29 protein-coding genes and 1 other RNA gene are annotated in these 20,839 nt (G+C 62.9%); 20 read left to right on the top strand and 10 right to left on the bottom strand.

Annotated features, from left to right (window positions below; translation table 11 throughout):
* Nucleotides 1-6 precede the first annotated feature (6 nt).
* The 13 genes from M0209_RS15790 (at nt 7) to M0209_RS15730 (ending at nt 10,223) form a co-directional block, all read left to right on the top strand.
* The gene (locus tag M0209_RS15790; protein ID WP_258889229.1) at nt 7-408 is read left to right on the top strand and encodes a type II toxin-antitoxin system VapC family toxin; all 402 of its coding nucleotides are present in this window, start codon (nt 7-9) and stop codon (nt 406-408) included.
* 1 nt (nt 409) lies between these two features.
* The gene (locus tag M0209_RS15785; RefSeq protein WP_258889228.1) at nt 410-988 is read left to right on the top strand and encodes a thymidine kinase; all 579 of its coding nucleotides are present in this window, start codon (nt 410-412) and stop codon (nt 986-988) included.
* Nucleotides 952-1,533, top strand: coding sequence for a GNAT family N-acetyltransferase (locus M0209_RS15780; RefSeq protein WP_258889227.1), 582 nt, complete (start codon nt 952-954; stop codon nt 1,531-1,533). Before M0209_RS15785 ends, M0209_RS15780 begins: the two co-directional genes overlap by 37 nt.
* An 8-nt stretch (nt 1,534-1,541) precedes the next feature.
* Entirely contained in the window at nt 1,542-2,498 is a 957-nt protein-coding gene (gene truB / locus M0209_RS15775; RefSeq protein WP_258889675.1) for a tRNA pseudouridine(55) synthase TruB, read from the top strand.
* 23 nt (nt 2,499-2,521) lie between these two features.
* Nucleotides 2,522-2,791 (top strand): 30S ribosomal protein S15, encoded by a 270-nt coding sequence (gene rpsO / locus M0209_RS15770; protein WP_258889226.1) that lies wholly within the window; start codon nt 2,522-2,524, stop codon nt 2,789-2,791.
* Between the two features lie 147 nt (nt 2,792-2,938).
* Nucleotides 2,939-5,314 (top strand): polyribonucleotide nucleotidyltransferase, encoded by a 2,376-nt coding sequence (gene pnp / locus M0209_RS15765; protein WP_258889225.1) that lies wholly within the window; start codon nt 2,939-2,941, stop codon nt 5,312-5,314.
* 100 nt (nt 5,315-5,414) lie between these two features.
* Nucleotides 5,415-5,762, top strand: a complete 348-nt coding sequence (locus tag M0209_RS15760; RefSeq protein WP_258889224.1) for a type II toxin-antitoxin system RelE/ParE family toxin — start codon at nt 5,415-5,417, stop codon at nt 5,760-5,762.
* 4 nt (nt 5,763-5,766) lie between these two features.
* Nucleotides 5,767-6,063, top strand: a complete 297-nt coding sequence (locus M0209_RS15755; RefSeq protein ID WP_258889223.1) for a DNA-binding transcriptional regulator — start codon at nt 5,767-5,769, stop codon at nt 6,061-6,063.
* A gap of 11 nt (nt 6,064-6,074) precedes the next feature.
* Nucleotides 6,075-6,377, top strand: a complete 303-nt coding sequence (locus M0209_RS15750; RefSeq protein ID WP_258889222.1) for an addiction module antidote protein — start codon at nt 6,075-6,077, stop codon at nt 6,375-6,377.
* A gap of 165 nt (nt 6,378-6,542) precedes the next feature.
* On the top strand, nt 6,543-6,998 hold the full coding sequence (locus tag M0209_RS15745) for a hypothetical protein (RefSeq protein WP_258889221.1): 456 nt from the start codon (nt 6,543-6,545) through the stop codon (nt 6,996-6,998).
* A complete protein-coding gene (locus M0209_RS15740; protein ID WP_258889220.1) occupies nt 6,991-8,019 on the top strand; it encodes a serine/threonine-protein kinase in 1,029 nt (342 codons plus the stop codon). Before M0209_RS15745 ends, M0209_RS15740 begins: the two co-directional genes overlap by 8 nt.
* Before the next feature lie 328 nt (nt 8,020-8,347).
* Nucleotides 8,348-9,100 (top strand): hypothetical protein, encoded by a 753-nt coding sequence (locus M0209_RS15735; RefSeq protein WP_258889219.1) that lies wholly within the window; start codon nt 8,348-8,350, stop codon nt 9,098-9,100.
* A 160-nt stretch (nt 9,101-9,260) separates the two neighbouring features.
* Nucleotides 9,261-10,223 carry a cupin domain-containing protein gene (locus M0209_RS15730; protein WP_258889218.1) on the top strand — a complete coding sequence of 321 codons (963 nt, stop codon included), beginning with the start codon at nt 9,261-9,263 and terminating at the stop codon, nt 10,221-10,223.
* A gap of 15 nt (nt 10,224-10,238) precedes the next feature.
* Here M0209_RS15730 and M0209_RS15725 read toward each other — a convergent pair whose 3' ends face one another.
* From M0209_RS15725 to rutB, 6 genes are read right to left on the bottom strand one after another with little or no spacing between them, the layout of a single operon-like run.
* Complete coding sequence (locus M0209_RS15725) at nt 10,239-10,784, bottom strand: pseudouridine synthase (RefSeq protein WP_258889217.1); 546 nt, start codon at nt 10,782-10,784, stop codon at nt 10,239-10,241.
* Nucleotides 10,775-10,954, bottom strand: a complete 180-nt coding sequence (locus M0209_RS15720) for a hypothetical protein (protein WP_258889216.1) — start codon at nt 10,952-10,954, stop codon at nt 10,775-10,777. Before M0209_RS15720 ends, M0209_RS15725 begins: the two co-directional genes overlap by 10 nt.
* Nucleotides 10,955-10,959: 5 nt before the next feature.
* Nucleotides 10,960-12,015, bottom strand: coding sequence for a pyrimidine utilization protein A (rutA, locus tag M0209_RS15715; RefSeq protein ID WP_258889215.1), 1,056 nt, complete (start codon nt 12,013-12,015; stop codon nt 10,960-10,962).
* Nucleotides 12,016-12,018: 3 nt separating this feature from the next.
* On the bottom strand, nt 12,019-12,798 hold the full coding sequence (gene rutD / locus M0209_RS15710; RefSeq protein ID WP_258889214.1) for a pyrimidine utilization protein D: 780 nt from the start codon (nt 12,796-12,798) through the stop codon (nt 12,019-12,021).
* Nucleotides 12,791-13,174 carry a pyrimidine utilization protein C gene (rutC, locus tag M0209_RS15705; protein ID WP_258889213.1) on the bottom strand — a complete coding sequence of 128 codons (384 nt, stop codon included), beginning with the start codon at nt 13,172-13,174 and terminating at the stop codon, nt 12,791-12,793. Before rutC ends, rutD begins: the two co-directional genes overlap by 8 nt.
* Nucleotides 13,175-13,177: 3 nt before the next feature.
* Complete coding sequence (gene rutB, locus M0209_RS15700; protein WP_408988241.1) at nt 13,178-13,906, bottom strand: pyrimidine utilization protein B; 729 nt, start codon at nt 13,904-13,906, stop codon at nt 13,178-13,180.
* A gap of 72 nt (nt 13,907-13,978) precedes the next feature.
* On the opposite strand from rutB, the gene M0209_RS15695 reads away from it, so the two are divergent.
* Nucleotides 13,979-14,686 (top strand): peptidylprolyl isomerase, encoded by a 708-nt coding sequence (locus tag M0209_RS15695; RefSeq protein WP_258889212.1) that lies wholly within the window; start codon nt 13,979-13,981, stop codon nt 14,684-14,686.
* Between the two features lie 60 nt (nt 14,687-14,746).
* On the opposite strand, the gene M0209_RS15690 is transcribed toward M0209_RS15695, so the two are convergent.
* Complete coding sequence (locus M0209_RS15690; RefSeq protein WP_258889211.1) at nt 14,747-15,010, bottom strand: hypothetical protein; 264 nt, start codon at nt 15,008-15,010, stop codon at nt 14,747-14,749.
* A 141-nt stretch (nt 15,011-15,151) separates the two neighbouring features.
* Nucleotides 15,152-15,533: a transfer-messenger RNA gene (gene ssrA, locus M0209_RS15685) on the bottom strand.
* Nucleotides 15,534-15,641: 108 nt separating this feature from the next.
* On the opposite strand from ssrA, the gene M0209_RS15680 reads away from it, so the two are divergent.
* Nucleotides 15,642-16,073 carry an Rrf2 family transcriptional regulator gene (locus M0209_RS15680; RefSeq protein WP_258889210.1) on the top strand — a complete coding sequence of 144 codons (432 nt, stop codon included), beginning with the start codon at nt 15,642-15,644 and terminating at the stop codon, nt 16,071-16,073.
* 149 nt (nt 16,074-16,222) lie between these two features.
* Here the strand turns inward: M0209_RS15680 and mscL are convergent, their stop codons facing one another.
* Entirely contained in the window at nt 16,223-16,630 is a 408-nt protein-coding gene (gene mscL / locus M0209_RS15675; protein ID WP_258889673.1) for a large conductance mechanosensitive channel protein MscL, read from the bottom strand.
* A 141-nt stretch (nt 16,631-16,771) separates the two neighbouring features.
* Here mscL and M0209_RS15670 point away from each other — a divergent pair, with 141 nt between their 5' ends.
* The 4 genes from M0209_RS15670 (at nt 16,772) to M0209_RS15655 (ending at nt 19,470) form a co-directional block, all read left to right on the top strand.
* Complete coding sequence (locus tag M0209_RS15670) at nt 16,772-17,356, top strand: LemA family protein (protein WP_258889209.1); 585 nt, start codon at nt 16,772-16,774, stop codon at nt 17,354-17,356.
* A gap of 70 nt (nt 17,357-17,426) precedes the next feature.
* Complete coding sequence (locus M0209_RS15665) at nt 17,427-18,287, top strand: TPM domain-containing protein (RefSeq protein WP_309547073.1); 861 nt, start codon at nt 17,427-17,429, stop codon at nt 18,285-18,287.
* Nucleotides 18,287-18,958, top strand: a complete 672-nt coding sequence (locus M0209_RS15660) for a TPM domain-containing protein (RefSeq protein ID WP_258889208.1) — start codon at nt 18,287-18,289, stop codon at nt 18,956-18,958. Before M0209_RS15665 ends, M0209_RS15660 begins: the two co-directional genes overlap by 1 nt.
* Nucleotides 18,955-19,470 (top strand): NUDIX hydrolase, encoded by a 516-nt coding sequence (locus M0209_RS15655; protein ID WP_258889207.1) that lies wholly within the window; start codon nt 18,955-18,957, stop codon nt 19,468-19,470. The genes M0209_RS15660 and M0209_RS15655 overlap by 4 nt, the downstream gene beginning before the upstream one ends.
* 62 nt (nt 19,471-19,532) lie before the next feature.
* On the opposite strand, the gene M0209_RS15650 is transcribed toward M0209_RS15655, so the two are convergent.
* Nucleotides 19,533-20,003: an ester cyclase gene (locus M0209_RS15650; protein WP_258889206.1), complete on the bottom strand. Its 471-nt coding sequence runs from the start codon at nt 20,001-20,003 to the stop codon at nt 19,533-19,535.
* 90 nt (nt 20,004-20,093) lie between these two features.
* On the opposite strand from M0209_RS15650, the gene M0209_RS15645 reads away from it, so the two are divergent.
* Complete coding sequence (locus M0209_RS15645; RefSeq protein WP_258889205.1) at nt 20,094-20,723, top strand: TetR/AcrR family transcriptional regulator; 630 nt, start codon at nt 20,094-20,096, stop codon at nt 20,721-20,723.
* The last annotated feature ends 116 nt before the right edge of the window (nt 20,724-20,839 follow it).

Raw genomic sequence — 20,839 nt, 5'->3', positions numbered from 1 at the left:
TGCCCGATGGTTGCGGTGGATGCCAATGTGCCGTTGCGAATCATCGTCGGTGACGATGCCCGGCAATGTGACATCGCGCTCGCGCTGATCGCGTCGAATGGTATCTATCTGTTACCGACGGTCGTGCTCGAAGTCGAATGGGTGTTGCGGTCGCGGTACAAATTCGACCGTCGGCGCATCGCCGATGCGCTGGCTGCCCTTTTCGCTTTGCCGGGTGTCGATATCGAGCGCCGCATTGCGGTCGAATGGGCCATCGGGCGCTATAAGGTTCGCGGTGAATTCGCCGACCTCCTCCACCTCGCGTGCGTGCCGGTAACGGTCGATGCATTCGCGACCTTCGATGCCGGTATCGCGAAGGACGCCGGTACGACATCGCCGGTCGTCGTTCGTACGCTGGCGTCGGCCTGAAATGGCCAAGCTTTATTTCTACTATGCCGCGATGAATGCGGGGAAATCGACCACGCTGTTGCAGGCGGCGTTCAACTATGCCGAGCGCGGGATGGCGGCGATGCTGTTTACTGCGGCTGTCGACGACCGTGCGGGGTTCGCCAAGATCGGGTCGCGGATCGGACTGGAGGCGGACGCGGTGCCGTTCGATGCGGCGACCGACATTGCCGCACTGGTGCGGGCAGAACGCGCGAACCGCAAGATTTCCTGTGTGCTGATCGACGAGGCACAGTTTCTGACGCGCGCGCAGGTGTGGCAGCTTGCCGAACTATGCGACCGCGACGACATGCCGGTCGTGACCTATGGCCTCCGCACCGATTTCAGGGGCGCATTGTTCGAAGGATCGGCAGCGCTATTGGGGCTGGCCGACAGCCTGACCGAGCTGAAAGCGATCTGCGAATGCGGGCGCAAGGCGACAATGAACCTGCGTGTCGATGCGGCGGGCCGCGCGGTGCAGGACGGCGACCAGACCGAAATCGGCGGCAATGATCGCTATATCGCATTGTGTCGGCGGCACTTCATGGAACGGCTGAACGCATGATTTCGAATAGGCTAAGTGCGGACAATGTTGTCCTAGAACCCTTTGAAGATCGGCACGTCGAGCCGCTCCGCCGCGCCTGTGCGGAGGACAAGCTGATCTGGGATATCTATCCTGTCTCGATGCTGGGAGAACATTTCGATCCCGCGCTCGCCCTGTTTCGCGCGCTACCTGCTTGGGAGATGTTTGCCGTCCTCGACGGCGATACCGTCGTCGGCATGACCAGTTATATCGGCATCGACGAAGCAGCATCCTCCTTGGAAATCGGCGCGACATACATCGCTCCCCGGTGTCGAGGCACGGGTTTCAACGCGCAGATGAAAAGGCTCCTGATCGACCACGCGATTGCCTGCGGATTTAAGTACATCATTTTCAAGGTCGATACCCGGAACGGGCGTTCCATGGCTGCAGTGGTGAAGCTGGGCGCCGTTCACGTCGAGACGCTCGTCGGTGAGCGCACGACGTGGACGGGCTATCTGCGCGATACGGCAGTATATCGCCTCGATGCGGCGAACTGGATCAGCCAGCTCTCGACATCGTCTCGTTGACGGCCCGAGTGCACGGCTGGATCATCCTCGACAAACCGCTCGGGCTCGGCTCGACGCAGGGCGTGAGTGCGGTCAAGCGCGCGCTGCGGCAGGGCGGCTATGCCAAGGTGAAGGTCGGGCATGGCGGCACGCTCGACCCGTTGGCGACCGGCGTGCTGCCGATTGCGCTGGGCGAGGCGACAAAGCTGGCGGGGCGGATGCTCGATGCCAGCAAGGTGTATGAGTTTACGATCGGGTTTGGCGTTCAGACCGATACGCTCGATCTCGAAGGGGTGGTGATGGCCGAGAGCGATGGGCGGCCAACGCTCGCACAAGTCGAAGCAGTCTTGCCGCAGTTTACTGGCTCCATCGAGCAGGTTCCGCCTGCATATTCGGCGCTAAAAGTCGATGGCGCTCGCGCCTATGATCTGGCGCGGGCGGGGGAGGAGGTCGTGCTGGCGAGGCGGGCGGTGACGGTTTTCTCGCTAAAGGTAGAAGAAGGGGCTTCGACAAGCTCAGCCAAGTCGGTTGGGGAATCGCTCTCGCAATCCGACTTGGCTGAGCTTGTCGAAGCCCCCCTTCTTTCCTCGATCACCCTCACCGCCCATGTCTCCAAAGGCACTTACATCCGATCCCTCGCCCGTGACATCGCGCTCGCGCTGGGCACGGTCGGCCATGTCACGATGCTCCGCCGCACGCGCGCGGGGCCGTTCGACCTGTCCCAAGCGATTTCGCTGGACTTATTGGGCGAGGCCGCTAGTGGCGCGACGCTTGAGGCGCACCTGCGTCCCATCGAGGCAGGGCTGGACGGTATCCCGGCTCTTTCTCTCACCCCCGACCAAGCCGCAGCGCTCCGACAAGGGCGCGTGCTTGACGGGGTTGCCGCCTCCGACGGCCTGCACTTTGCGAAACTGGGCGATACGCCCGTGGCGCTGGTGGAGATCGTTGCCGGACTTGTCCGGGTCGAGCGTGGCTTCAACCTGTAAACGATACCGCGAAGGAATAGAATTTGACTGTAGCTGCTGCACGCAAGACCGAAATCATCAAGGACAACGCACAAGCCGAAGGCGACACCGGGTCCCCCGAAGTCCAGGTCGCGATCCTGACCGAGCGTATCGTCAACCTGACCGAGCATTTCAAGACGCACAAGAAGGACAACCACTCGCGTCGCGGCCTGTTGATGATGGTCAACAAGCGCCGCTCGCTGCTCGATTATCTGAAAAAGATCGACGTCGCGCGCTACACCGCACTCATCACGAAGCTCGGGCTTCGTAAATAGTTTCAAACGGCGCCTCAGGGCGCCGTTTGCTTATGTCCCGCATTCGGCGGGGCGCATTGGGCCAATAGCGCCCGCACCGCTCGCAGACCGGATGTCTGCCTTATTGGCCCCCGCAGCATCTGGCTCGCGGGTCGTAAAGGAATACACATGTTCAATATGAAGACAGTCGAAATCGAGTGGGGCGGACAAACCCTCAAGCTCGAAACGGGCCGCGTTGCCCGCCAGGCCGATGGCGCCGTGATGGCGACGCTCGGCGAAACAGTGGTGTTGTGCGCGGTGACCGCGGCACGCAGCGTCAAGGAAGGGCAGGACTTCTTCCCGCTGACCGTCCACTATCAGGAAAAATATTCGTCGGCAGGCCGCATTCCGGGCGGCTTTTTCAAGCGCGAGCGCGGTGCAACCGAAAAGGAAACGCTGGTTTCGCGCCTGATCGACCGGCCGATCCGTCCGTTGTTCCCCGAAGGGTTTTATAACGAGATCAACGTCATCGCCCAAGTGATGTCGTATGACGGCGAAAACGAGCCGGACATCCTCGCGATGGTCGCGGCGTCGGCTGCACTGACGTTGAGCGGCGTTCCCTTCATGGGGCCAATTGCGGCGGCGCGCGTCGGCTATGTCGAGGGCGAGTACATCCTGAACCCGACCGACGAGCAGGTTGCCGAAGGCGACCTCGACCTGGTGGTCGCGGGCACGCACGACGCAGTGATGATGGTCGAATCCGAAGCCAAGGAGCTGTCGGAAGAAGTCATGCTGGGCGCGGTCATGTTCGCGCACCGCGGCATCCAGAAGGTCATCGGCGCGATCATCGATCTCGCCGAACAGGCAGCCAAGGATCCGTGGCCGATGGCCCCGCAGGCCGACCTGTCCGCCGCCAAGGACAAGCTGAAGAAGCTGATCGGCAAGGACATCGCCGCCGCCTACAAGGTGACCGACAAGTCCGCGCGGTCGAACCTGCTCAACGAAGCCCGCGCCAAGGGCAAGGCCGCGTTCGCCGACGCCACCCCGCAGGACCAGATGGCCGCGGGCAAGCTGATGAAGAAGCTCGAGGCTGAAATCGTCCGCACCGCCATCCTGAAGGACGGCGCACGCATCGACGGCCGCACCACCACGCAGATCCGCCCGATCGAGGCGATCGTCGGCTTCCTGCCCCGCACGCACGGCTCCGCGCTGTTCACGCGCGGCGAGACGCAGTCGATCTGCACGACGACGCTCGGCACCAAGGACGCCGAGCAGATGATCGACGGCCTCAACGGCCTGTCCTACTCCAACTTCATGCTCCACTATAACTTCCCGCCCTATTCGGTCGGCGAAGTCGGCCGCTTCGGTGCCCCCGGGCGTCGCGAAGTCGGCCATGGCAAGCTCGCCTGGCGCGCGCTGCACCCGGTGCTGCCGTCGAAGGAAGAGTTCCCCTACACGATCCGCGTCCTGTCGGACATTACGGAAAGCAACGGATCGTCGTCGATGGCCACCGTCTGCGGCGGTTCGCTGTCGATGATGGATGCGGGTGTTCCCCTGAAGCGTCCGGTCAGCGGCATCGCCATGGGCCTGATCCTCGAGGGCAAGGACTTCGCCGTGATCAGCGACATCCTGGGCGACGAAGACCACCTCGGCGACATGGATTTCAAGGTTGCGGGCACGTCCGAAGGCATCACCACGATGCAGATGGACATCAAGATCGCCGGCATCACCGAAGAGATCATGAAGCAGGCGCTGGCACAGGCCGCCGAAGGCCGCACCCACATCTTGGGTGAGATGGCCAAGGCGCTCGACCACACGCGCACCGAACTGTCGGCGCATGCCCCCCGTATCGAGACGATGCAGATCGACAAGTCGAAGATCCGCGACATCATCGGCACCGGCGGCAAGGTCATCCGCGAAATCGTGGCGACGACGGGCGCCAAGGTCGACATCGACGACGAGGGCCTGATCAAGATCAGCTCGTCCGACCCGAGCCAGATCGAGGCGGCGCGCAAATGGATCAGCGGCATCGTCGAGGAAGCCGAAGTCGGCAAGGTCTATGACGGCAAGGTCGTGAACATCGTCGATTTCGGCGCGTTCGTGAACTTCATGGGCGGCAAGGACGGCCTGGTCCACGTGTCGGAAATCCGCAACGAGCGCACCGAAAAGGTCGCCGACGTGCTGAGCGAAGGCATGGAAGTTAAGGTCAAGGTCCTGGAAATCGACCCGCGCGGCAAGGTGCGCCTGTCGATGCGCGTCGTCGATCAGGAAACCGGTGCCGAGCTGGAAGACACCCGCCCGCCCCGTGAAGAGCGCCCGCGCGGCGACCGTCCCGACCGTGGGCCCCGTCGTGACGGCGAAGGCCGTGGCGATCGCGGCCCGCGCCGTGACGGCGGTGGAGACCGTGGCGATCGCGGCCCGCGTCGCGATGGCGGCGGTGATCGCGGCCCGCGCAGCGGCGGTGGCGGCGGCGGCTATGGCGGCGGTCGCGACCGCGACAGCGCCCCCAAGGATGACGGCCCCGCGCCCGAATTCGCCCCCGCGTTCCTGACCCGCGAGGATTAAGAGCTACAGGTTCTGGAGAGGACCGAAAGAGAGGGGGGTCGCCGAGAGGCGGCCCCCTTTTTTTGTTGACCTCGACTAGTGCATTGGATTAGTTTCGGGCATGTCTGATGACCTGCCGATGGCCGTTGTCGAGATGCCGGAATTCATCGCGGCGACGCGAAAGATGCTCGACCACGACGAACGGGAAGATCTGATCGATTTCGTGGCAGGAAATCCGACGCACGGCGACGTCATCGCGGGGACGGGTGGCGTCCGGAAAATGCGATGGGCGTTGCCGGGCCGTGGAAAGAGCGGCGGCGCACGGGTGATCTATTTCTTTCACGATCCCGGCATGCCGCTGTTCCTGATTACGGCCTATCCCAAGAACGAGATGGCCAACATTTCGCACGCCGCGCGGAACGACCTCAAGCGGTTGGTCGGGTTGTTGAAGACCGAATATGGAAGGTGACGCAATGAGCGAAGTCGCAGAAAGCATCCGGCGTGGACTGGAGGAAGCACTTGTTTTTGCCAAGGGCGAGGCAGACGTTTCGCACTACCGTATCCATTACCCCAAGGCGCTCGACGTCCGCGCGATCCGGACAAAGACCGGCATGACGCAAGAGGCGTTCGCCCAACGCTTCGGCGTCAGCGTCAACACGTTGCGCCATTGGGAGCAGGGCAAGCGGCTTCCCGAAGGCCCGGCACGCACGTTGCTGAAGGTGATAGACCGTGAGCCGGAAGCGGTGCAGCGGGCGTTGCGGGCGGCGTAGCATTCAGGTGGATGAAGACGATGGTTGAGACGATCCCCTTCGGCATCGCCGACGAACTCGGCGACGACGAGACGCTGGTGCTCTATCTCGACGAGGCGCTGGCCTCCGGCGACCCCGCCTATTTCGCGCACGCGCTGGGCAAGGTCGCCAAGGTGCGCGGCATGACCAAGGTCGCGCGTGAAGCGGGCCTCAGCCGAGGGTCGCTCTATGCTGCGCTCAGCGAGGACGGCAATCCGACGCTTGCGACACTGATGGAAGTGATGAAGACGCTGGGTTTGAGGTTGAGTGCGGCACCGATGAAGCGGGCGGCTTGATGCGACAGACGCTGATCTAGATTCGGTTGGCATATCGACGGAAATAGCGCCGCGCCTTCCTACTTTACCCGGACGTTTATAGCGCGCGATGAATATATAGCTAAAGAACCGTAGCACGATTCTTCGAAATAGTGCATCAGCCTCTTTAAGGAGCAGACGAGCTAAATGATCACGATAGGAATTCGCGCGCAACCAGCTGGGTTGGTGTTTGCCGTATATGACAGCGATCATAAGGTCATTGTGAATATTGAAGAGATCAGGATTCCTGCCGCATTCGACGTGCCCGAGGGTCTTAAGTATGTACGCAGCAATCTTCTCGACGTGCTGCGGGAGTATAATGTTGAACAGGCGGGTGTTCGCGTCACTGAGCCGAGCGCACGTAGCCCAAGTGTAGATCGCGTGCAGATTGAGGGGGTCGTGCAGGAGGCCTTCGCAAGCAGCACGGTGCGCTCGTTCTACGTCGGTCAGATATCCTCGATATCACGGCGACTGGGAATGGATCGAACTGATTTCAAGGCAATGGTGTCCGGCGGCAAAGATCCGGGCGTTGAGGGTTGGGAGACGCAGGGAAACCTGCAGCGCGAGGCGATCCTGACCGCAATGGGGGCGGCTAATGTTTAACCCGATCGACAGGGGTGAAGTTGAATTCACCAAACTGACCGAGATCGGTCAGGATGGCCAAAACTCCAAGACTTTCACGGCGCGCGATCACCAGCTGGACGCCGACATCGTGATAAAGGAGATCGCCAAGTCGAGCTTGGTCTCGCCTGCAGCCTATTTTGCGGAATCAAAGGCTCTCTACGCCAGCGCGCATCCGAATGTGGTGCAACTCCACTATGCCTGCCAAAGCGCCGACAGTATCTTCATCGCGATGCCCTATTACGCGAATGGATCGATCAAGCCATTGATTTCCGCTGGCTCGCATTTGACGGTCAGACGCATTGTGACGCTTGCTTGCCAGACGCTGAGCGCGCTTCACAATATTCACTCAAAAGGTCTGATCCATTTTGACGTAAAGCCGGATAACATTCTGCTATCTGATCGCGGAGATGCCCTGCTGTCAGATTTCGGGCTTGCGAAGCAGATGACCGGCGGCGTCGCCAACCCGGGGAAAGCATACCAGAAGATGATCCCGCCGGAGGCATTGCGAGGGCAGGCAGCATTCGATCTCCGCTGGGACATTTATCAGATAGGCTTGACGCTATATAGGATGGTCGTTGGCAACGCTGAATTCGATCGCCAATTTGCTACCTATGCCAATGCACAGACATTCAAGGACGATGTACTCGGTGGCCGCTTTCCTGATCGCAAAAGATTTCCGCCGCAGGCGCCGTCTCGTTTGCGAACGGTGATCAAGAAATGCTTGAAGGTCGAACCCGCCGATAGATACCAGAGCGCGATTGAGGTGGCGAACGCCTTGGCGTTGGTTGATGGTGCCGAACTCGACTGGCAATTGACAGAGGTGGCCGGAGCGCGCAAATGGGTCAAGAACGAAAACGGAACAATGGTAGTGCTTGAGGTAAGCGCCGCTGGAGACGCTCTATGTCATAAGCAAAAGGGTGCCGGTAGGGCGCAGCGCGTAACGGCAATGTGCCGCAAGGTGACAGACGCTGAGATCTCGAGGTTCTTGGGTGAGACATGATGGCCAAGATCAAAAATGACCGAAGCCAATATACCAGACGCGCAGACATCTCGCCTGGCGCGCCAGTGAAGCTGTCCAGCGGGCATTTGAAGCCAAATGCTAAGCGGGCTAAGCAAATCACGGACAAGTTCAGTCCGGCAAGGCGGGCGTTTATAGCGCTCTAGCTCATCGTCCTCTGCTGTCATTGAGCCAAGTTGGTTACGGCTGGGCGACTTTCGACGAAGGCGGGTGAAAACCGCCGGTCCGCAGAACGCGAATTCCAGCTGTCCTACACAATAATTCTGCGCCTAATCCCCAAGCCCCACAAACGACTCGAAGGGGCCAAGCCATGTCCGCAAAAACATCCCCCGCGCGGCGCGCTGCGTTCTTCAAGGCGCTGGGCGAGACGGGGAATTACACCATCGCCGCCGCGCATGCGAAGGTTTCGCGGAGTTGGGTGACGTTGCACAAGACCAACGACGCCGAATTTCGCGCGGCGTGCGAGGACGCGGTTGCCGGGGCGGCGGCGCAGGCTCAGGCGCGGGCGGCGGCGGGCGGGTCCGACAGGCCTTCGGCGAAATGGGGCTATATCGACGGGGAGGAGATGGTCGTGCGCGCGGGGAACGGGCGGCGGGCGGTCGTTGCGCGGGCGCGGCTGCGCCAGTGGACGCCGCGGGTCGAGGCGCGCTTTCTGGGGGTGCTGGCGGCGAGCGCGAATGTGAAACTGGCGTGCGAGGCGGCGGGGCTGAGCGTCGCGTCGGCCTATGTCCGGCGGTCGAAATGGCCGGGCTTTGCCGAGCGATGGAAGGCGGCGCTGGAGAACGGCTATGTCCGGCTGGAATTCGCGATGATCGAGCATGCGTGCAACACCTTCGAGCCGGTGATCGAATTCGAGCCCGACCTGCCGATGCCGCCGATGGGGGTGGACGACGCGCTGCAGGTGTTGCGGCTGCACCGGCACGGGGTCCGCGGGGTGGGGAAGCCGTTGCGGCAGTTGCGGGTGCTACCCTCGATCGAAGCGGTGCAGGCGGAGATCGAGCGGAAGGTCGCGGCGCTGCGGCGCGGGCGCGCGGCGGGGCTGAAGTTTCGAGGGGAGAATTAGCTTCTTCTTCGAGCGCGAGCGAGAAGCCCTGCCGAGCGTTAGCGAGGTCTGCGCTGTTCCACTTCTCGCTGACGCTCGAAGGAGCACCTCGCTGGCGCTCGGCGAAGAGGGAGGCGCGATTCATGCTGCGGTCGGCGCGCGCGACTGTTAGGCGGGGGCCATGAACCTCAGCAATTTCGACGTCGACACCTTCCTGCGCGATTACTGGCAGAAGAAGCCGCTGCTGATCCGCGGGGCGTGGGACGGGTGGGCGAACCCGCTCGACCCTGACGAGCTGGCGGGGCTGGCGTGTGAGGAGGGGGTCGAGTCGCGGCTGATCACGCTGAAGCGCGCCGACTGGCGGGTCGAGGCGGGCCCGCTGCCCGAGGAACGCTTCGGCAGGCTGGGCAAGGCACCTTACACGCTGCTGGTGCAGGCGGTGGACCATCATGTGCCGGAGGTGGCGGCGTTGCTCGACCCGTTCCGGTTCGTGCCGGACTGGCGGATCGACGATGTGATGGTCAGCTACGCCAGCGACGGCGGCGGGGTGGGGCCGCATTTCGACCAGTACGACGTGTTCCTGATCCAGGGGCTGGGGCGGCGGCGCTGGCAGATCGGGGGGGTGTGCACCGACGATACGCCGCTGTTGCCGCATGACGATTTGCGGTTGCTGGCCGCGTTCGAGCCGGTCGAGGAATGGGTGCTGGAGCCCGGCGACATGCTCTATGTGCCGCCGCGGGTGGCGCACAACGGGGTGGCGGTCGGTGCGGATTGCATGACGTACTCGGTCGGGTTCCGGGCGCCGGCCCGCAGCGAGCTGATCGCGCATTTCTGCGACCATATCCTCGCCGAGCTCGACGATGACGACCGCTATGCCGACCCCGGGCTGACGGCGGCAGCCGACCCGCGCGAGATTACGGCGGAGGCGCTCGATGCGCTGCACGCGATGGTGCTCGACAAGCTGGGCGACCGGGCGACATTCGCGCGCTGGTTCGGCAGCTATGTGACCACGCCGAAATACGATGACGACGCGGACGCCGGGGGCGACCCTGCGGACCCGGCGACGCGCGCGGCGTTCATCCGCGACGCGGATGGCACGCGGCTCGAATTCGTCAACGGCAAGTGTGTCGATGGTCGAGGTTGAGCCGGTGGACGGCGATCAGGCGGGTTGATCGCGCCACGCCCCTGGTGCCAGCCCGTCGACCGTCCAGTCGCCGATTGCCCACCGCACCAGTCGCAGGGTCGGATGCCCCACTGCTGCCGTCATGCGGCGCACCTGGCGGTTTCGGCCTTCGCGGATGGTGAGTTTCAGCCAGCAATCGGGGATGCTCTGTCGGACGCGGATCGGCGGGGTGCGGGGCCAGAGGTCGGGGTCGGCGATGCGTTCGGCGTCGGCGGGACGGGTTTTGCCGTCCTTCAGCTGCACGCCGTGCCGCAACGCCGACAGCGCGTCTTCGCCGACATCGCCTTCGACCTGCACGAGATAGGTCTTGGGCAGTTTGAACTTCGGGTCGGCGATGCGCGCCTGCAACCGCCCGTCGTCGGTGAGCAGCAGCAGCCCCTCGCTATCGGTGTCGAGCCGCCCCGCCGGATAGACGTGCGGCACGTCGATGAACTGCGCCAAGGTCGGGCGCGGGGCGGCGGTGCGTTCGTCGGTGAACTGGCAGAGGACGCCGTACGGTTTGTTGAAGGCGATCAGGGGCATGCGGGACGCGGCACCCGCCGCCCCTTGGTCCGGCTGGTCAGGTGATAGCGGCGGCAGCGGTCGCAGCGATAGGGGTGGAGCGTGATTGCGGCGGCGCGCACAGCGGCCAGCGCATCGGCTTCGGTCGCGAACCGCGTTTTGCGCGCGCAAACGCTCAGCCGGGTCCGCATGGCCGTTAGCGCGATTTCATCAGCGGCTGAATCTTCGTCCCGAAATCCTCCACGCCCTGCACGAAGTCGTCGAACGTCAGCAGCACGCCACCGGTGTTGGGCACTTCGGCCATTTCGTCGAGCATCCGTGCGATGCTCGCATAGCTGCCGACCAGCGTTCCCATGTTGATGTTGACCGCCCCCTCGGGCGCGGCAAGCTGTCGCACATTGGTGGTGGCATTATGCTTGTCCGCCGCGCCTTGGTCCGCGAGCCACGAGATCGCCGCCACATCGACCCCGGCATTGATGTGCTGCCACCGCGCCATCGCCTCCGCGTCGGTTTCCGCCGCAATGATCATGACGAGGACGAACACCGACACGTCGCGGCCGGTTTTCGCGGTCGCCAGCGCCAGCCGCTCGTTGTTCGACGCGAAGGCGGTCGGCGTGTTGACGCCCTTGCCGAGGCAAAAGGCATAGTCCGCCCATTGCGCGGAGAACGCCAGTCCCTCGTCCGAAGACCCGGCGCAGATGATTTTCATGTCGCCGGTCGGTTTGGGGCGGACGAGGCAGTCGTCCATCTGGTAATATTGCCCCTTGAAATCGCTGCGGCCCGTCTCCCAGCATTCGCGCAGGATGCGGGCGTATTCGTCGAGCATCTGGTAGCGGTTGCGGAAATGCTCGTCGCCCGGCCACAGGCCCATCTGGCTGTATTCGGGGCGCTGCCAGCCGGTGATGAGGTTCAGGCCGAAGCGGCCGTGGCTGATGCTGTCGATGGTGTTGCACATCCGCGCGGCAAAGGCGGGCGGGATAACGAGCGTCGGGCAGGTCGCGTAAATCTTGATCTTTTCGGTGACTGCAGCCAGCCCCGCCATCAGGGTGAAGCTTTCGAGGCCGTATTCCCAGAATTCGGTCTTCCCCCCGAACCCGCGCAGCTTGATCATCGACAGCAAGAAATCGAGACCGTGCTTTTCGGCGGATTGCGCGATGGTTTTGTTGAGGTCGAACGACGGCATATACTGCGGCGCATTCTCCGAAATGAGCCAGCCGTTGTTGTTGATGGGGACGAAAACGCCGACTTGCATGGCTCAGCTCCTCAGAAATTCGATAGCCTTGGTATTGAAATGATCTGCGTTGACGATGTTGCAGGCATGGCCGCCACTCATCACCAAGCCACGTCCGCGAAGCTCCGAAGCCAGCGACATACTGGCGGACGGCGGCACAAGCATATCGTCTTTTGCGGTTATGACGAGCGCGCGGCCTTCAAGACGGCGCGCCTCCTTCGGCAATCGAAACGAGGTTAGCGCCGAGACGCGCTTGCTCAACGATGCCAACCCCGGAAAGTCAGCGACCTGATGTGGCAATTGTGCTTCGAGCCAAGCGTCGTGCTTGCTGATCCAGTCGGGCGGGTAAAGGAACAACGGCTGTGCCCGCAAATAGGCTTCGACACCCGCGTGCCGTAACAGGGCGAGTCGCGCCGCAAAACAGCGTTGGAAATGTGGATCGGGCTTTGCCCAGCCGTTGACAACGATCAGGCGATGCAAGCGCTTGGGCGCAATGGCCGCGAGCGCAAGTCCGGCAACGCCCCCCGCCGCGTGACCGACGATGTCAGCACGCTCGATGTTCTGCCGATCCATCAGTTCGAGGATGTCGCGCGCAAAGTCATCCACTGTGACCATGTCCGGCAACCTGCGTGTGCTACGTCCTGTCCCGCGATGGTCGTAGGTTATAACACGAAAATGTTCGGCCAATGCAGCGACATTCGGCTCCCAATAGGCCGCCGATCCGCCGAGCCCGCTCGACAGGATAACCGGCGGCGCTCGCCGCGCGCCCTGTGTCTCGTAATAAAGTCCGCCGATCTTAGGCAATGTGCGCGACGCTCGCGATTTCGACGAGGCAATCGGGCTTCACCAGATCGCATTTGATGCAATAGCGCGCGGGCTTCGCGCCGGGGAAGTACTCGGCATAGACCGCGTTGAACGCGGCATAATCGGCGAGGTCTTTGAGAAAGATGTGGTTCATCGCGACGTCGGCCAGGGTCGCACCTGCTGCTTCCAGCGTGATCTTGATGACGTCCAGCACATGGCGCGTCTGCGCTGCGGCGTCCCCGACATGCAGCACCACGCCGCCCTCGCCCAGCGCGAGCACGCCAGAGACATAGACGGTGTTCCCCGCCTTCGCGCCCGCCGAATAGGGCGCGATGGGGGTCGGGAATTGCGGCGGGTTGATGGGGGTGAAGGGCATTCGCTACTCCTTGGGGCGCTGGCCGAAACTGCCGCAGAAATCGGCGACCGTGCTGACCCAGCCGAAGAATTTTTCCACGTTATAGACCGTCGCGTCGCGGACGTAATCGGGGCCGAGGTGATGCGTCGCGTCCTCCAGCATCACCCCGAAATATTCGAGGTGGAACCCGTCGCGCAGCGTGCTTTCGACGCAGACATTGCTCGCGATCCCGACGAACACGATATTGCGGATGCCACGGGCGCGCAGGACGCTGTCGAGTTGCGAATTGAAGAACGCCGAATAGCGTGTCTTGTGCAGGCTGATGTCGCCCGGCTGCGGCGTGAGCGCGTCGACGAGTTCATAGTCCCAGCCGCCGCGCGCCAGCAATTGCCCGCTCAGCTCGGGCCGCGCGCGCATCGTCTTCAGCGCGTTCGATTTGTGCCAGTTCGGCGACCCCGGTCCGCCCGCCTCGGCATAATCGGCGTCCCAGCCGTTTTGCAGATAGATCACCTGCACGCCCGCGCCGCGCGCCGTTTCCAGCACCGTCGCGATCCGCCCGATCACCGATGCCGCGCCGCCGATATCGAACCCGGCCAGATCGACATAGCCGCCGGGCGAGGCATAGGCGTTTTGCATATCGATGACGACGACCGCGGTTTCGGCAGCGATCAGCCGCAGCGGTTCGGGCCGTGCCGGGAGGGTCAGGTCGCCGCCCCGTTCGATTGGTTGTTCGGTCGCACTCACCCGCACCAACCTGTCGAAACGCGGCGCGGCGCGCAAGGCACGTTGTTGCCGTCCGCGCCTTCCCGCGTGCATGATCCGCCGATGACGCTCCGATTCGCCGCCGCCGCGCTTGCGCTTCTCGCTGCTGTGCCGCTCTGCGCCGCTACGCCACCGAGACCGGCCAAGCCCCCCGCGTCGCTTCCTGTCCCCGCCAAAATCGTGCCCGCCGATGTCGAACGCGTGGCGATGACGACCGAGCTGGGCACGATCGTTATCGACCTCGACGGCAAGCGCGCACCGCTCTCGACGGCGAATTTCCTGCGTTATGTCGTCGGCAAAAGGTTCGACAATATGGTGTTCTACCGCGTGATGCGGCTGGCGTGGGGCGAACAGCCGAACGGATTGGTCCAGGCCGGGCTGCGCGGCGATCCAACGCGGGTGCTGCCGCCGATCCCGCACGAGAGCACGGCGACGACCGGATTGAAGCATGTTGCAGGGGCGATCTCGATGGCGCGGCTCGGCGTGGGCACCGCCACCGCCGATTTCTCGATCCTGATATCGGATATCCCCGGGCTGGACGCGGGCCAGAACCCCAATGATCCGGAAGGCTATGCGGTGTTCGGGCGCGTGGTCGAGGGCCTCGACGTGGCGCGTAAAATCTATGACGTGCCGCTGTCGCCGACGGCGGGATCGGGCGTGCTGAAAGGGCAGATGATCGAGAAGCCGGTCAAGGTATTGACCGTGCGGCGGGTGAAAGTGCCGGTACCTCCGACGGTCGTCGCGCCGCAGCCGCCCTCGGCGACATTCTAACAAAAAAAGGGCCGCGCCCGAAGGCGCGACCCTGCCAGTTTCCTTGGGAAAAATTCGCGCTTATTTCATCGCGTTCATGGCCTGGGCGTTGGCGGTCGCGAGATTGCCGTCGGCGGCGTTGTCGGCGGCCTCTTCCATCGCATCGGCCTTGTTTTCCATCTTCTCGGCGGCGTTGCCGGTCATGTTGTCGGCCATCGCGTCCATATTGTCGGCGGTCGCCTCCATGTTGTTCGACGCGGCTTCCTGCGTGTTGTTCATGTTGCTGCACGCGCCGAGGGTGGCGAGGGTAAGGATGGCGGTCGCCGCCAGAATGCGATTCTTCATGTGAATGTCTCCCGTCGAGGCCCCCTTTTGGTGCACCCGTACGGACGCGTTAATCCGCGAGACAGGTTTCGGTTCCCGATTGGGGCGAGAAAAGGGCAAATAGGGAGCTTCTGTTGCTCGGTGCCCCGCCACTTTTTGAAAAGTGAGGGGTTTCTGTTGCCCGGCACCCCTCGGCCGCTGGTTTCCACTTCTGTTGCCCGGTGTGGTCCCTACCGCGCTAAAGCCGAACTAACTTCATCCACGAAGGATTCAGTTAGGCAGCAATCGCGAGCGCCTCGTTATCGTTGGCACTTGTCGTTTTGAACGGTTTTACGACTCATTCAGGTCGGGCGACGACAACCGATTTTAACACACGTCGATCCTAGTTCGGCCCCGTCAGTTACCCTGCCGGAGCAGGGCATTTGGTGGAGCCGCCGGGTACCGCCCCCGGGTCCGCTGCGCTTATTGCGCGGCCTCGTTTATCGCCATAGCCGGGCGAACCCGGCACGACCGATATAGGGGTTTGTCGCTGAATGAAAAGTGACTGCGGTTTTCGGCGTTCCAACTCCTCCCCTGCGCTTCGCTGGGGAGGAACACTGACCTGTCCGGATAACTTGCCGTTCAGGCTGAAGGCGTTATGGGCTGGTGTGTCATGCTTACACAACGCTCCCGCTATGCCTTGCGCGCCATGCTGGTGCTGGCGAACGAAGCGCTCGGCCAGCCGCCGGTGCCGATGAGCCGCATCGCGACCGACGCGCAAATTCCGCGCAAATTCCTCGAGATCATCCTCGGCGAATTGCGCCAGGCCGGGTTCGTCACCTCGACGCGCGGCAAATCGGGCGGGTTCCACCTTGCGCGGCCCGCCCACCTCATCTCGTTCGGCGACATCATCCGCACGATCGAGGGGCCGCTGGCGCTGGTCCCCTGCGTCAGCCGCACCGCGTACCGGCGCTGCAAGGACTGCCGCAGCGAGGCGCAATGCGAAATCCGCCACGCGATGATGCGCGTGCGAGACGAGACCGCGCGGATCCTGGACGGGACTAGCCTCGCGAGCGCGACTGCCGAGGATCTGGCCGCAGCTTAGCGCCGCAGGCGGGGTCGGTGCCTGCCGAAAGAGAAATGGTTCACACGAAGCCCACGAAGGCACAAAGAAGAGAGCACTTCCCTTGTGCCTTCGTGGGCTTCGTGTGAAACCGACCACGCCATTACAGCGCGATCGGTTTCCTGCGGCGCTTACTTCTTCACACTGGCCGCGATCTCGCGGAGCAGCAGGATATCTTCAGGCGTCGCCGCGTCGTCGCTGCGCTTCATTGCCTTGTTCGCGGTCCGCACGATCATGAAGATCACGAACGCCAGGATCACGAAGTTGATCACTTCGGTGATGAAATGGCCGTAGGCGAATACGGGAATGCCCGCCGCCTTCATCGCGTCGAGCGTCATCGGCGTCCCGTCGGGAACGCTGCCGAGCGGCGCGAACATATTGGCGAAATCGATGCCGCCGGTCAGAATCCCGAGGATCGGGTTGATGAAATCATCGGTGAACGCGGTGACGATCTTGCCGAACGCCGCGCCGATGATGACGCCGACCGCAAGGTCGAGGACGTTGCCCCGATTCACGAATGCCTTGAACTCTGAAACCATGCTCACGATGTTACTCCCCGGATTATCGTTACGCGGACAGCATGACGGACGCGCAACCGATTGCAAGTGACAAAAGGTAACATTGCATTCAGCGCCTGCGTTCGTGTATTAGCCGCGCATAACACTGGAGGGACTATCCGCATGACACCGATCCGCCGCCTGGCCCTGCTCGCACCGCTCGCCGCCGTTTCGCTGTCGGGTTGCGGCATCAACTCGATCCCGACCGCCGAGGAAGCCGCCAAGGCGAAATGGGCGAATGTGCAGGCCGATTACCAGCGCCGCGCCGACCTGATCCCCAATCTCGTCGCGACGGTGAAGGGCTTTGCCAAGCAGGAAAAGGACGTGCTGACCACGGTGACGCAGGCGCGCGCCTCGGCCAATTCGGTGACGCTCAGCCCCGGCGACCTGACCGACCCGGCCAAGGTGGCGGCGTTCCAGAACGCGCAGAACAACCTGACCTTCGCCACGCGCCAGTTGCAGGAAGCCTATCCCGAGCTGAAATCGAACGCGAATTTCATGGCGCTCCAGTCGCAGCTCGAGGGCACCGAAAACCGCGTCAATATCTCGATCAAGGATTACAACGAGGCGGTGCAGAAATATAATACGACGATCCGCACCTTCCCCGACGCGATCGGCGCGAAGATTTTCTACGGGTCGAAGCCGATGGTGACCTACACCGCCACCGCGCCGAACGCCGAAAACGCGCCCAAGGTGGATTTCAACTGACGGTCCCTTCACGGGGTCGTCACCCCGGACTTGATCCGGGGTCCACCCCTCAGTCGAGAGGCATGTTCCGGTGACCGGGTGGATGCTGACCCGCAGGGCTGACGGCATGTGGAGAGCGTTGCTCGCCCTCCTGCTGCTGCTCTGCGCCTTTCCCGCTTTCGCCCAGACCTTCCCGCCTTTGACCGGGCGGGTCGTCGATGCGGCGAATATCCTGCAGCCCGACGCGAAGGCGGCACTCGAGGCCAAACTCGAAGGCGTCGAGAAGGCGACCGGCCATCAAGTCGTCATCGCGACGATCCCTGACATGCAGGGCTATCCGCTCGAGGATTACGGCTACCGCCTCGGTCGTACCTGGGCACTGGGCGACAAGGAGAAGGACGACGGGCTGATCATCCTGCTCGCGCCCAATAATCCCACCGGACAGCGAGGGCCGCGCATCGAAGTCGGCTACGGCCTCGAACCGCTGGTCACCGATGCGTTTTCGAGCGTCGTCGCCAACGGCATCATGACCCCGATGCTGAAAGCGGGCGACATCCCCGGCGCGCTCAACGCCGGTGTCGATGCCATTGCCGAACAGATCAAGCTGACGCCCGAGGAAGCTGCCAAGCGCACCGCAGAACTGGCCGCTTCGGAAAAATCGGACCGGCGCAGCGTAAACCCGGGCGCATTCCTGTTCTGGATCGCCATTTTCTTCTTCGTGCTGCTTCCGATGATCGGCGCGCTGTCGCGCGGCGGACGGCGGCGGACGCACAGCTCGGGGCTGGGCGAAGCGATCCTGTGGACGGCGATCAATGCGGCGGTGAACAGCCGGGGCAGCGACGACGACCATTGGGGCGGCGGCGGTGGCGGCGGATGGGGCGGCGGCGGCGGAGGCGGCTTCTCCGGTGGCGGCGGCTCGTTCGGCGGCGGCGGGGCGTCGGGGGGATGGTAATGAGACGTCCGACACTCGAAGAGCGCCAGCGCGTTAGCGATGCGGTCCATGCCGCAGAGGGCGGCACGTCGGGCGAGATCGTCACGATCATTGCCGACCGCTCGGACGCCTATGAAGACATTGCGCTGATCTACACCGGCCTCGCGGCGCTGTTCGTGCCGATACTGTTCGCGGCATGGCCCGCGCTGCCGCTGGGCATTGTCGGCTGGTTCACCGGCGGCTGGGGCGAGGCGCAGGTCCGTGAGCTGATGGTCCTGACGTTCCTCGCCATGGCGCTGGTCTCAGCAGGAAAGTTTGCCGGACTTCAGATCGAGCCGGTGCGGCTGTTCTTCACGCCGCGCGCGGTGCGACGGCGGCGGGTGCGGCGACGGGCGATCGAGCTGTTCAAGGTCGGGGCCGAAGCCCGCACGACCGGGCGCACCGGCATATTGATCTATCTGTCGCTGGGCGAGCACATGGCCGAGATCGTCGCCGACGAGGCCATCCATGCCAAGGTGCCCGAAACCGAATGGGGCGACGCGATGATCGCGATGACGGCGCAGGTGCGCGAGGGCCGTATCGCCGACGGCATGATCGCGGCGGTGACACGCGTCGGGGCGATCCTGTCGGCGCATCTGCCGCGCGCGGCGGACGATGCCAACGAACTGCCCGACCGGCTTATCGAGCTGTGAGTTCGGACGCCGAAGAGATCGTCTGGTCCGGCAAGTACATTACCGCCAAGCGTCGCGGCCCTTGGGAATATGTGGCGCGCGCACGCGGCATCGGCGCTGCCGTGATCCTCGCGATCGACGACGGCCATGTCCTGCTGGTCGAGCAATGGCGGGTGCCGTTGCAACGTCGCTGCCTCGAACTCCCCGCCGGGCTTGTCGGCGATGAGACCGAGGGCGAGGACGTCGCGACGTCTGCCGCGCGCGAGCTGGAAGAAGAAACAGGCTGGCGCGCCGACACGATCGAGATCGTCGGCGAATTCGCTTCGTCGCCCGGCATGGTCAGCGAGACCTTCACCCTGGTGACCGCGCATGGCCTGACCAAGGTCGGCGACGGCGGCGGGGTGCCGGGGGAAGATATCACGGTCCACCGGGTAGCGCTGCCCGACGTCACGGCATTTGTGGCGTCGAAACGGGCCGAGGGCGTGACCATCGATGTAAAGCTGTTGATCCTGATTAGCGCTTGGATTCCGTGACGTCTATTTGTGACAAGTTTTCGGTTATTCAACTCCAAATCCCTGCACCCCAAAACGAGAACTCAGCGAGACATTCCCAACTGGCGCATCAGCATGAGCATGTCGGTCACACTCCATTCCTCGACGATCTTGCCCTTTGCGAATCTGAAAAAGGTCATGCCTTGAACCGATCCGACCTTTCCGAGGCCGGGCAGGCCAGCCGCTGCGACGGTGTTGGTGCCCGTTGCCGACCAGTGCACGGCAACGAGATTCCCTTGGCCAATGATGTTCTCGACCTTCACTTTGATGTCGGGAACAGCTTCGCGCAACGCCTTGGTCGATGCGTTGTCATAGTCCAGGGAATAGGATTGCCCACCACTATGCGCCATGAAGTCCGGCCCATAGATGTCGCCGATCCTGCTAAAATCTCCCTGCCCCATCTTCTCCACGAACACGCGGGCTGCGGTCCGCTTGTCGGCGCTGATGTCAGCGCGCGACGGACAAGGGTGCACTAGAGCAAGTGCCGCTAGGGCAAGGATCGTAAGGTCGCGCATGGTGTTCCTCCTATCAGTTTTCGGAATCGAATTTACCTTACATCGTAAGGATTGGATTGACGCCTAAACCTTATAGTGTAAGGTGTCAACATGGCAGACGAAAAGAAAGTGCGAACGCGTCGGGCAAAGCTGGGCCTGACCCGGGAGATGATTGTCCGGGCGGCGCTGTCGATCGTCGAGGCGCAGGGTCTTTCGGCGCTGAGCGCCCGAAGGCTAGCCAACATGTTGGGCTGCGAGGCGATGTCGCTCTATTATCATTTCCCGAACATGGACGCTTTGCTCGACGCCATCGTTGATGATCTGCTCACAGACCAGCGCGTTGAGACAACCAGTGTACAATCAATTGCGACTGATCTCACCGATGCGGCCCTAGTATATCTCGGTATCGCGGATCGGCATCCCCACGCATTCCAGCTCATTGCAACCCGGCGCTGGCGCACACCCAACGCCTTGGCGGCGGTCAAATCGATGGTCGATGCCTTCGTCAACGCAGGATTTACGATGGAACAAGCGCTCGGAAAGGCGCGGATCCTAGCGGCCTATCTCAACGGTGCGGGACTAGCGCTTTCGGCGTGGCGAAAGGCGGGCGATGTCAGCATTGGTGAAGTTGCGGATGCGTTGCCCGGAATGGAATCTGCGACTCTCCAATCGGCGACGATCCGCTCCAACCTTGTGGCTGGGCTCGAAATTCTTGTCCGAGACTTGGTCATGGAAAGATAGCGTGTCCGTTCCACTGCGATCGGCATGGATCGTCCGTGGCGGCTACCTCCAGAAATGCCCGCTTCGGGAGAATTGAAAATATAAGCGGACTGTCCGCCCCCCCCGACAAACCTGCC

It is taken from the genome of Sphingomonas sp. SUN039 (assembly GCF_024758725.1).
In the GTDB taxonomy this organism is placed as follows: Bacteria; Pseudomonadota; Alphaproteobacteria; order Sphingomonadales; family Sphingomonadaceae; genus Sphingomonas_O.
This window is presented reverse-complemented; position numbering and strand designations above follow the sequence as displayed.

What these genes read in the sequence shown, in the direction of transcription:
- M0209_RS15785 (WP_258889228.1), top strand. Translation starts at nt 410, where the DNA reads ATGGCCAAGCTTTATTTCTACTATGCCGCGATGAATGCGGGGAAATCG.
- rutA (WP_258889215.1), bottom strand. Translation starts at nt 12,015, where the DNA reads ATGCAAGTCGGCGTTTTCGTCCCCATCAACAACAACGGCTGGCTCATT.
- M0209_RS15745 (WP_258889221.1), top strand. Translation starts at nt 6,543, where the DNA reads ATGATCACGATAGGAATTCGCGCGCAACCAGCTGGGTTGGTGTTTGCC.
- M0209_RS15645 (WP_258889205.1), top strand. Translation starts at nt 20,094, where the DNA reads ATGGCAGACGAAAAGAAAGTGCGAACGCGTCGGGCAAAGCTGGGCCTG.
- M0209_RS15690 (WP_258889211.1), bottom strand. Translation starts at nt 15,010, where the DNA reads ATGAAGAATCGCATTCTGGCGGCGACCGCCATCCTTACCCTCGCCACC.
- M0209_RS15735 (WP_258889219.1), top strand. Translation starts at nt 8,348, where the DNA reads ATGTCCGCAAAAACATCCCCCGCGCGGCGCGCTGCGTTCTTCAAGGCG.
- M0209_RS15670 (WP_258889209.1), top strand. Translation starts at nt 16,772, where the DNA reads ATGACACCGATCCGCCGCCTGGCCCTGCTCGCACCGCTCGCCGCCGTT.
- M0209_RS15660 (WP_258889208.1), top strand. Translation starts at nt 18,287, where the DNA reads ATGAGACGTCCGACACTCGAAGAGCGCCAGCGCGTTAGCGATGCGGTC.
- M0209_RS15750 (WP_258889222.1), top strand. Translation starts at nt 6,075, where the DNA reads ATGAAGACGATGGTTGAGACGATCCCCTTCGGCATCGCCGACGAACTC.
- M0209_RS15695 (WP_258889212.1), top strand. Translation starts at nt 13,979, where the DNA reads ATGACGCTCCGATTCGCCGCCGCCGCGCTTGCGCTTCTCGCTGCTGTG.
- M0209_RS15790 (WP_258889229.1), top strand. Translation starts at nt 7, where the DNA reads ATGGTTGCGGTGGATGCCAATGTGCCGTTGCGAATCATCGTCGGTGAC.
- rutC (WP_258889213.1), bottom strand. Translation starts at nt 13,174, where the DNA reads ATGCCCTTCACCCCCATCAACCCGCCGCAATTCCCGACCCCCATCGCG.
- M0209_RS15755 (WP_258889223.1), top strand. Translation starts at nt 5,767, where the DNA reads ATGAGCGAAGTCGCAGAAAGCATCCGGCGTGGACTGGAGGAAGCACTT.
- M0209_RS15680 (WP_258889210.1), top strand. Translation starts at nt 15,642, where the DNA reads ATGCTTACACAACGCTCCCGCTATGCCTTGCGCGCCATGCTGGTGCTG.
- M0209_RS15725 (WP_258889217.1), bottom strand. Translation starts at nt 10,784, where the DNA reads ATGCCCCTGATCGCCTTCAACAAACCGTACGGCGTCCTCTGCCAGTTC.
- M0209_RS15650 (WP_258889206.1), bottom strand. Translation starts at nt 20,003, where the DNA reads ATGCGCGACCTTACGATCCTTGCCCTAGCGGCACTTGCTCTAGTGCAC.
- M0209_RS15720 (WP_258889216.1), bottom strand. Translation starts at nt 10,954, where the DNA reads ATGCGGACCCGGCTGAGCGTTTGCGCGCGCAAAACGCGGTTCGCGACC.
- mscL (WP_258889673.1), bottom strand. Translation starts at nt 16,630, where the DNA reads ATGGTTTCAGAGTTCAAGGCATTCGTGAATCGGGGCAACGTCCTCGAC.
- M0209_RS15760 (WP_258889224.1), top strand. Translation starts at nt 5,415, where the DNA reads ATGTCTGATGACCTGCCGATGGCCGTTGTCGAGATGCCGGAATTCATC.
- M0209_RS15730 (WP_258889218.1), top strand. Translation starts at nt 9,261, where the DNA reads ATGAACCTCAGCAATTTCGACGTCGACACCTTCCTGCGCGATTACTGG.
- M0209_RS15740 (WP_258889220.1), top strand. Translation starts at nt 6,991, where the DNA reads ATGTTTAACCCGATCGACAGGGGTGAAGTTGAATTCACCAAACTGACC.
- pnp (WP_258889225.1), top strand. Translation starts at nt 2,939, where the DNA reads ATGTTCAATATGAAGACAGTCGAAATCGAGTGGGGCGGACAAACCCTC.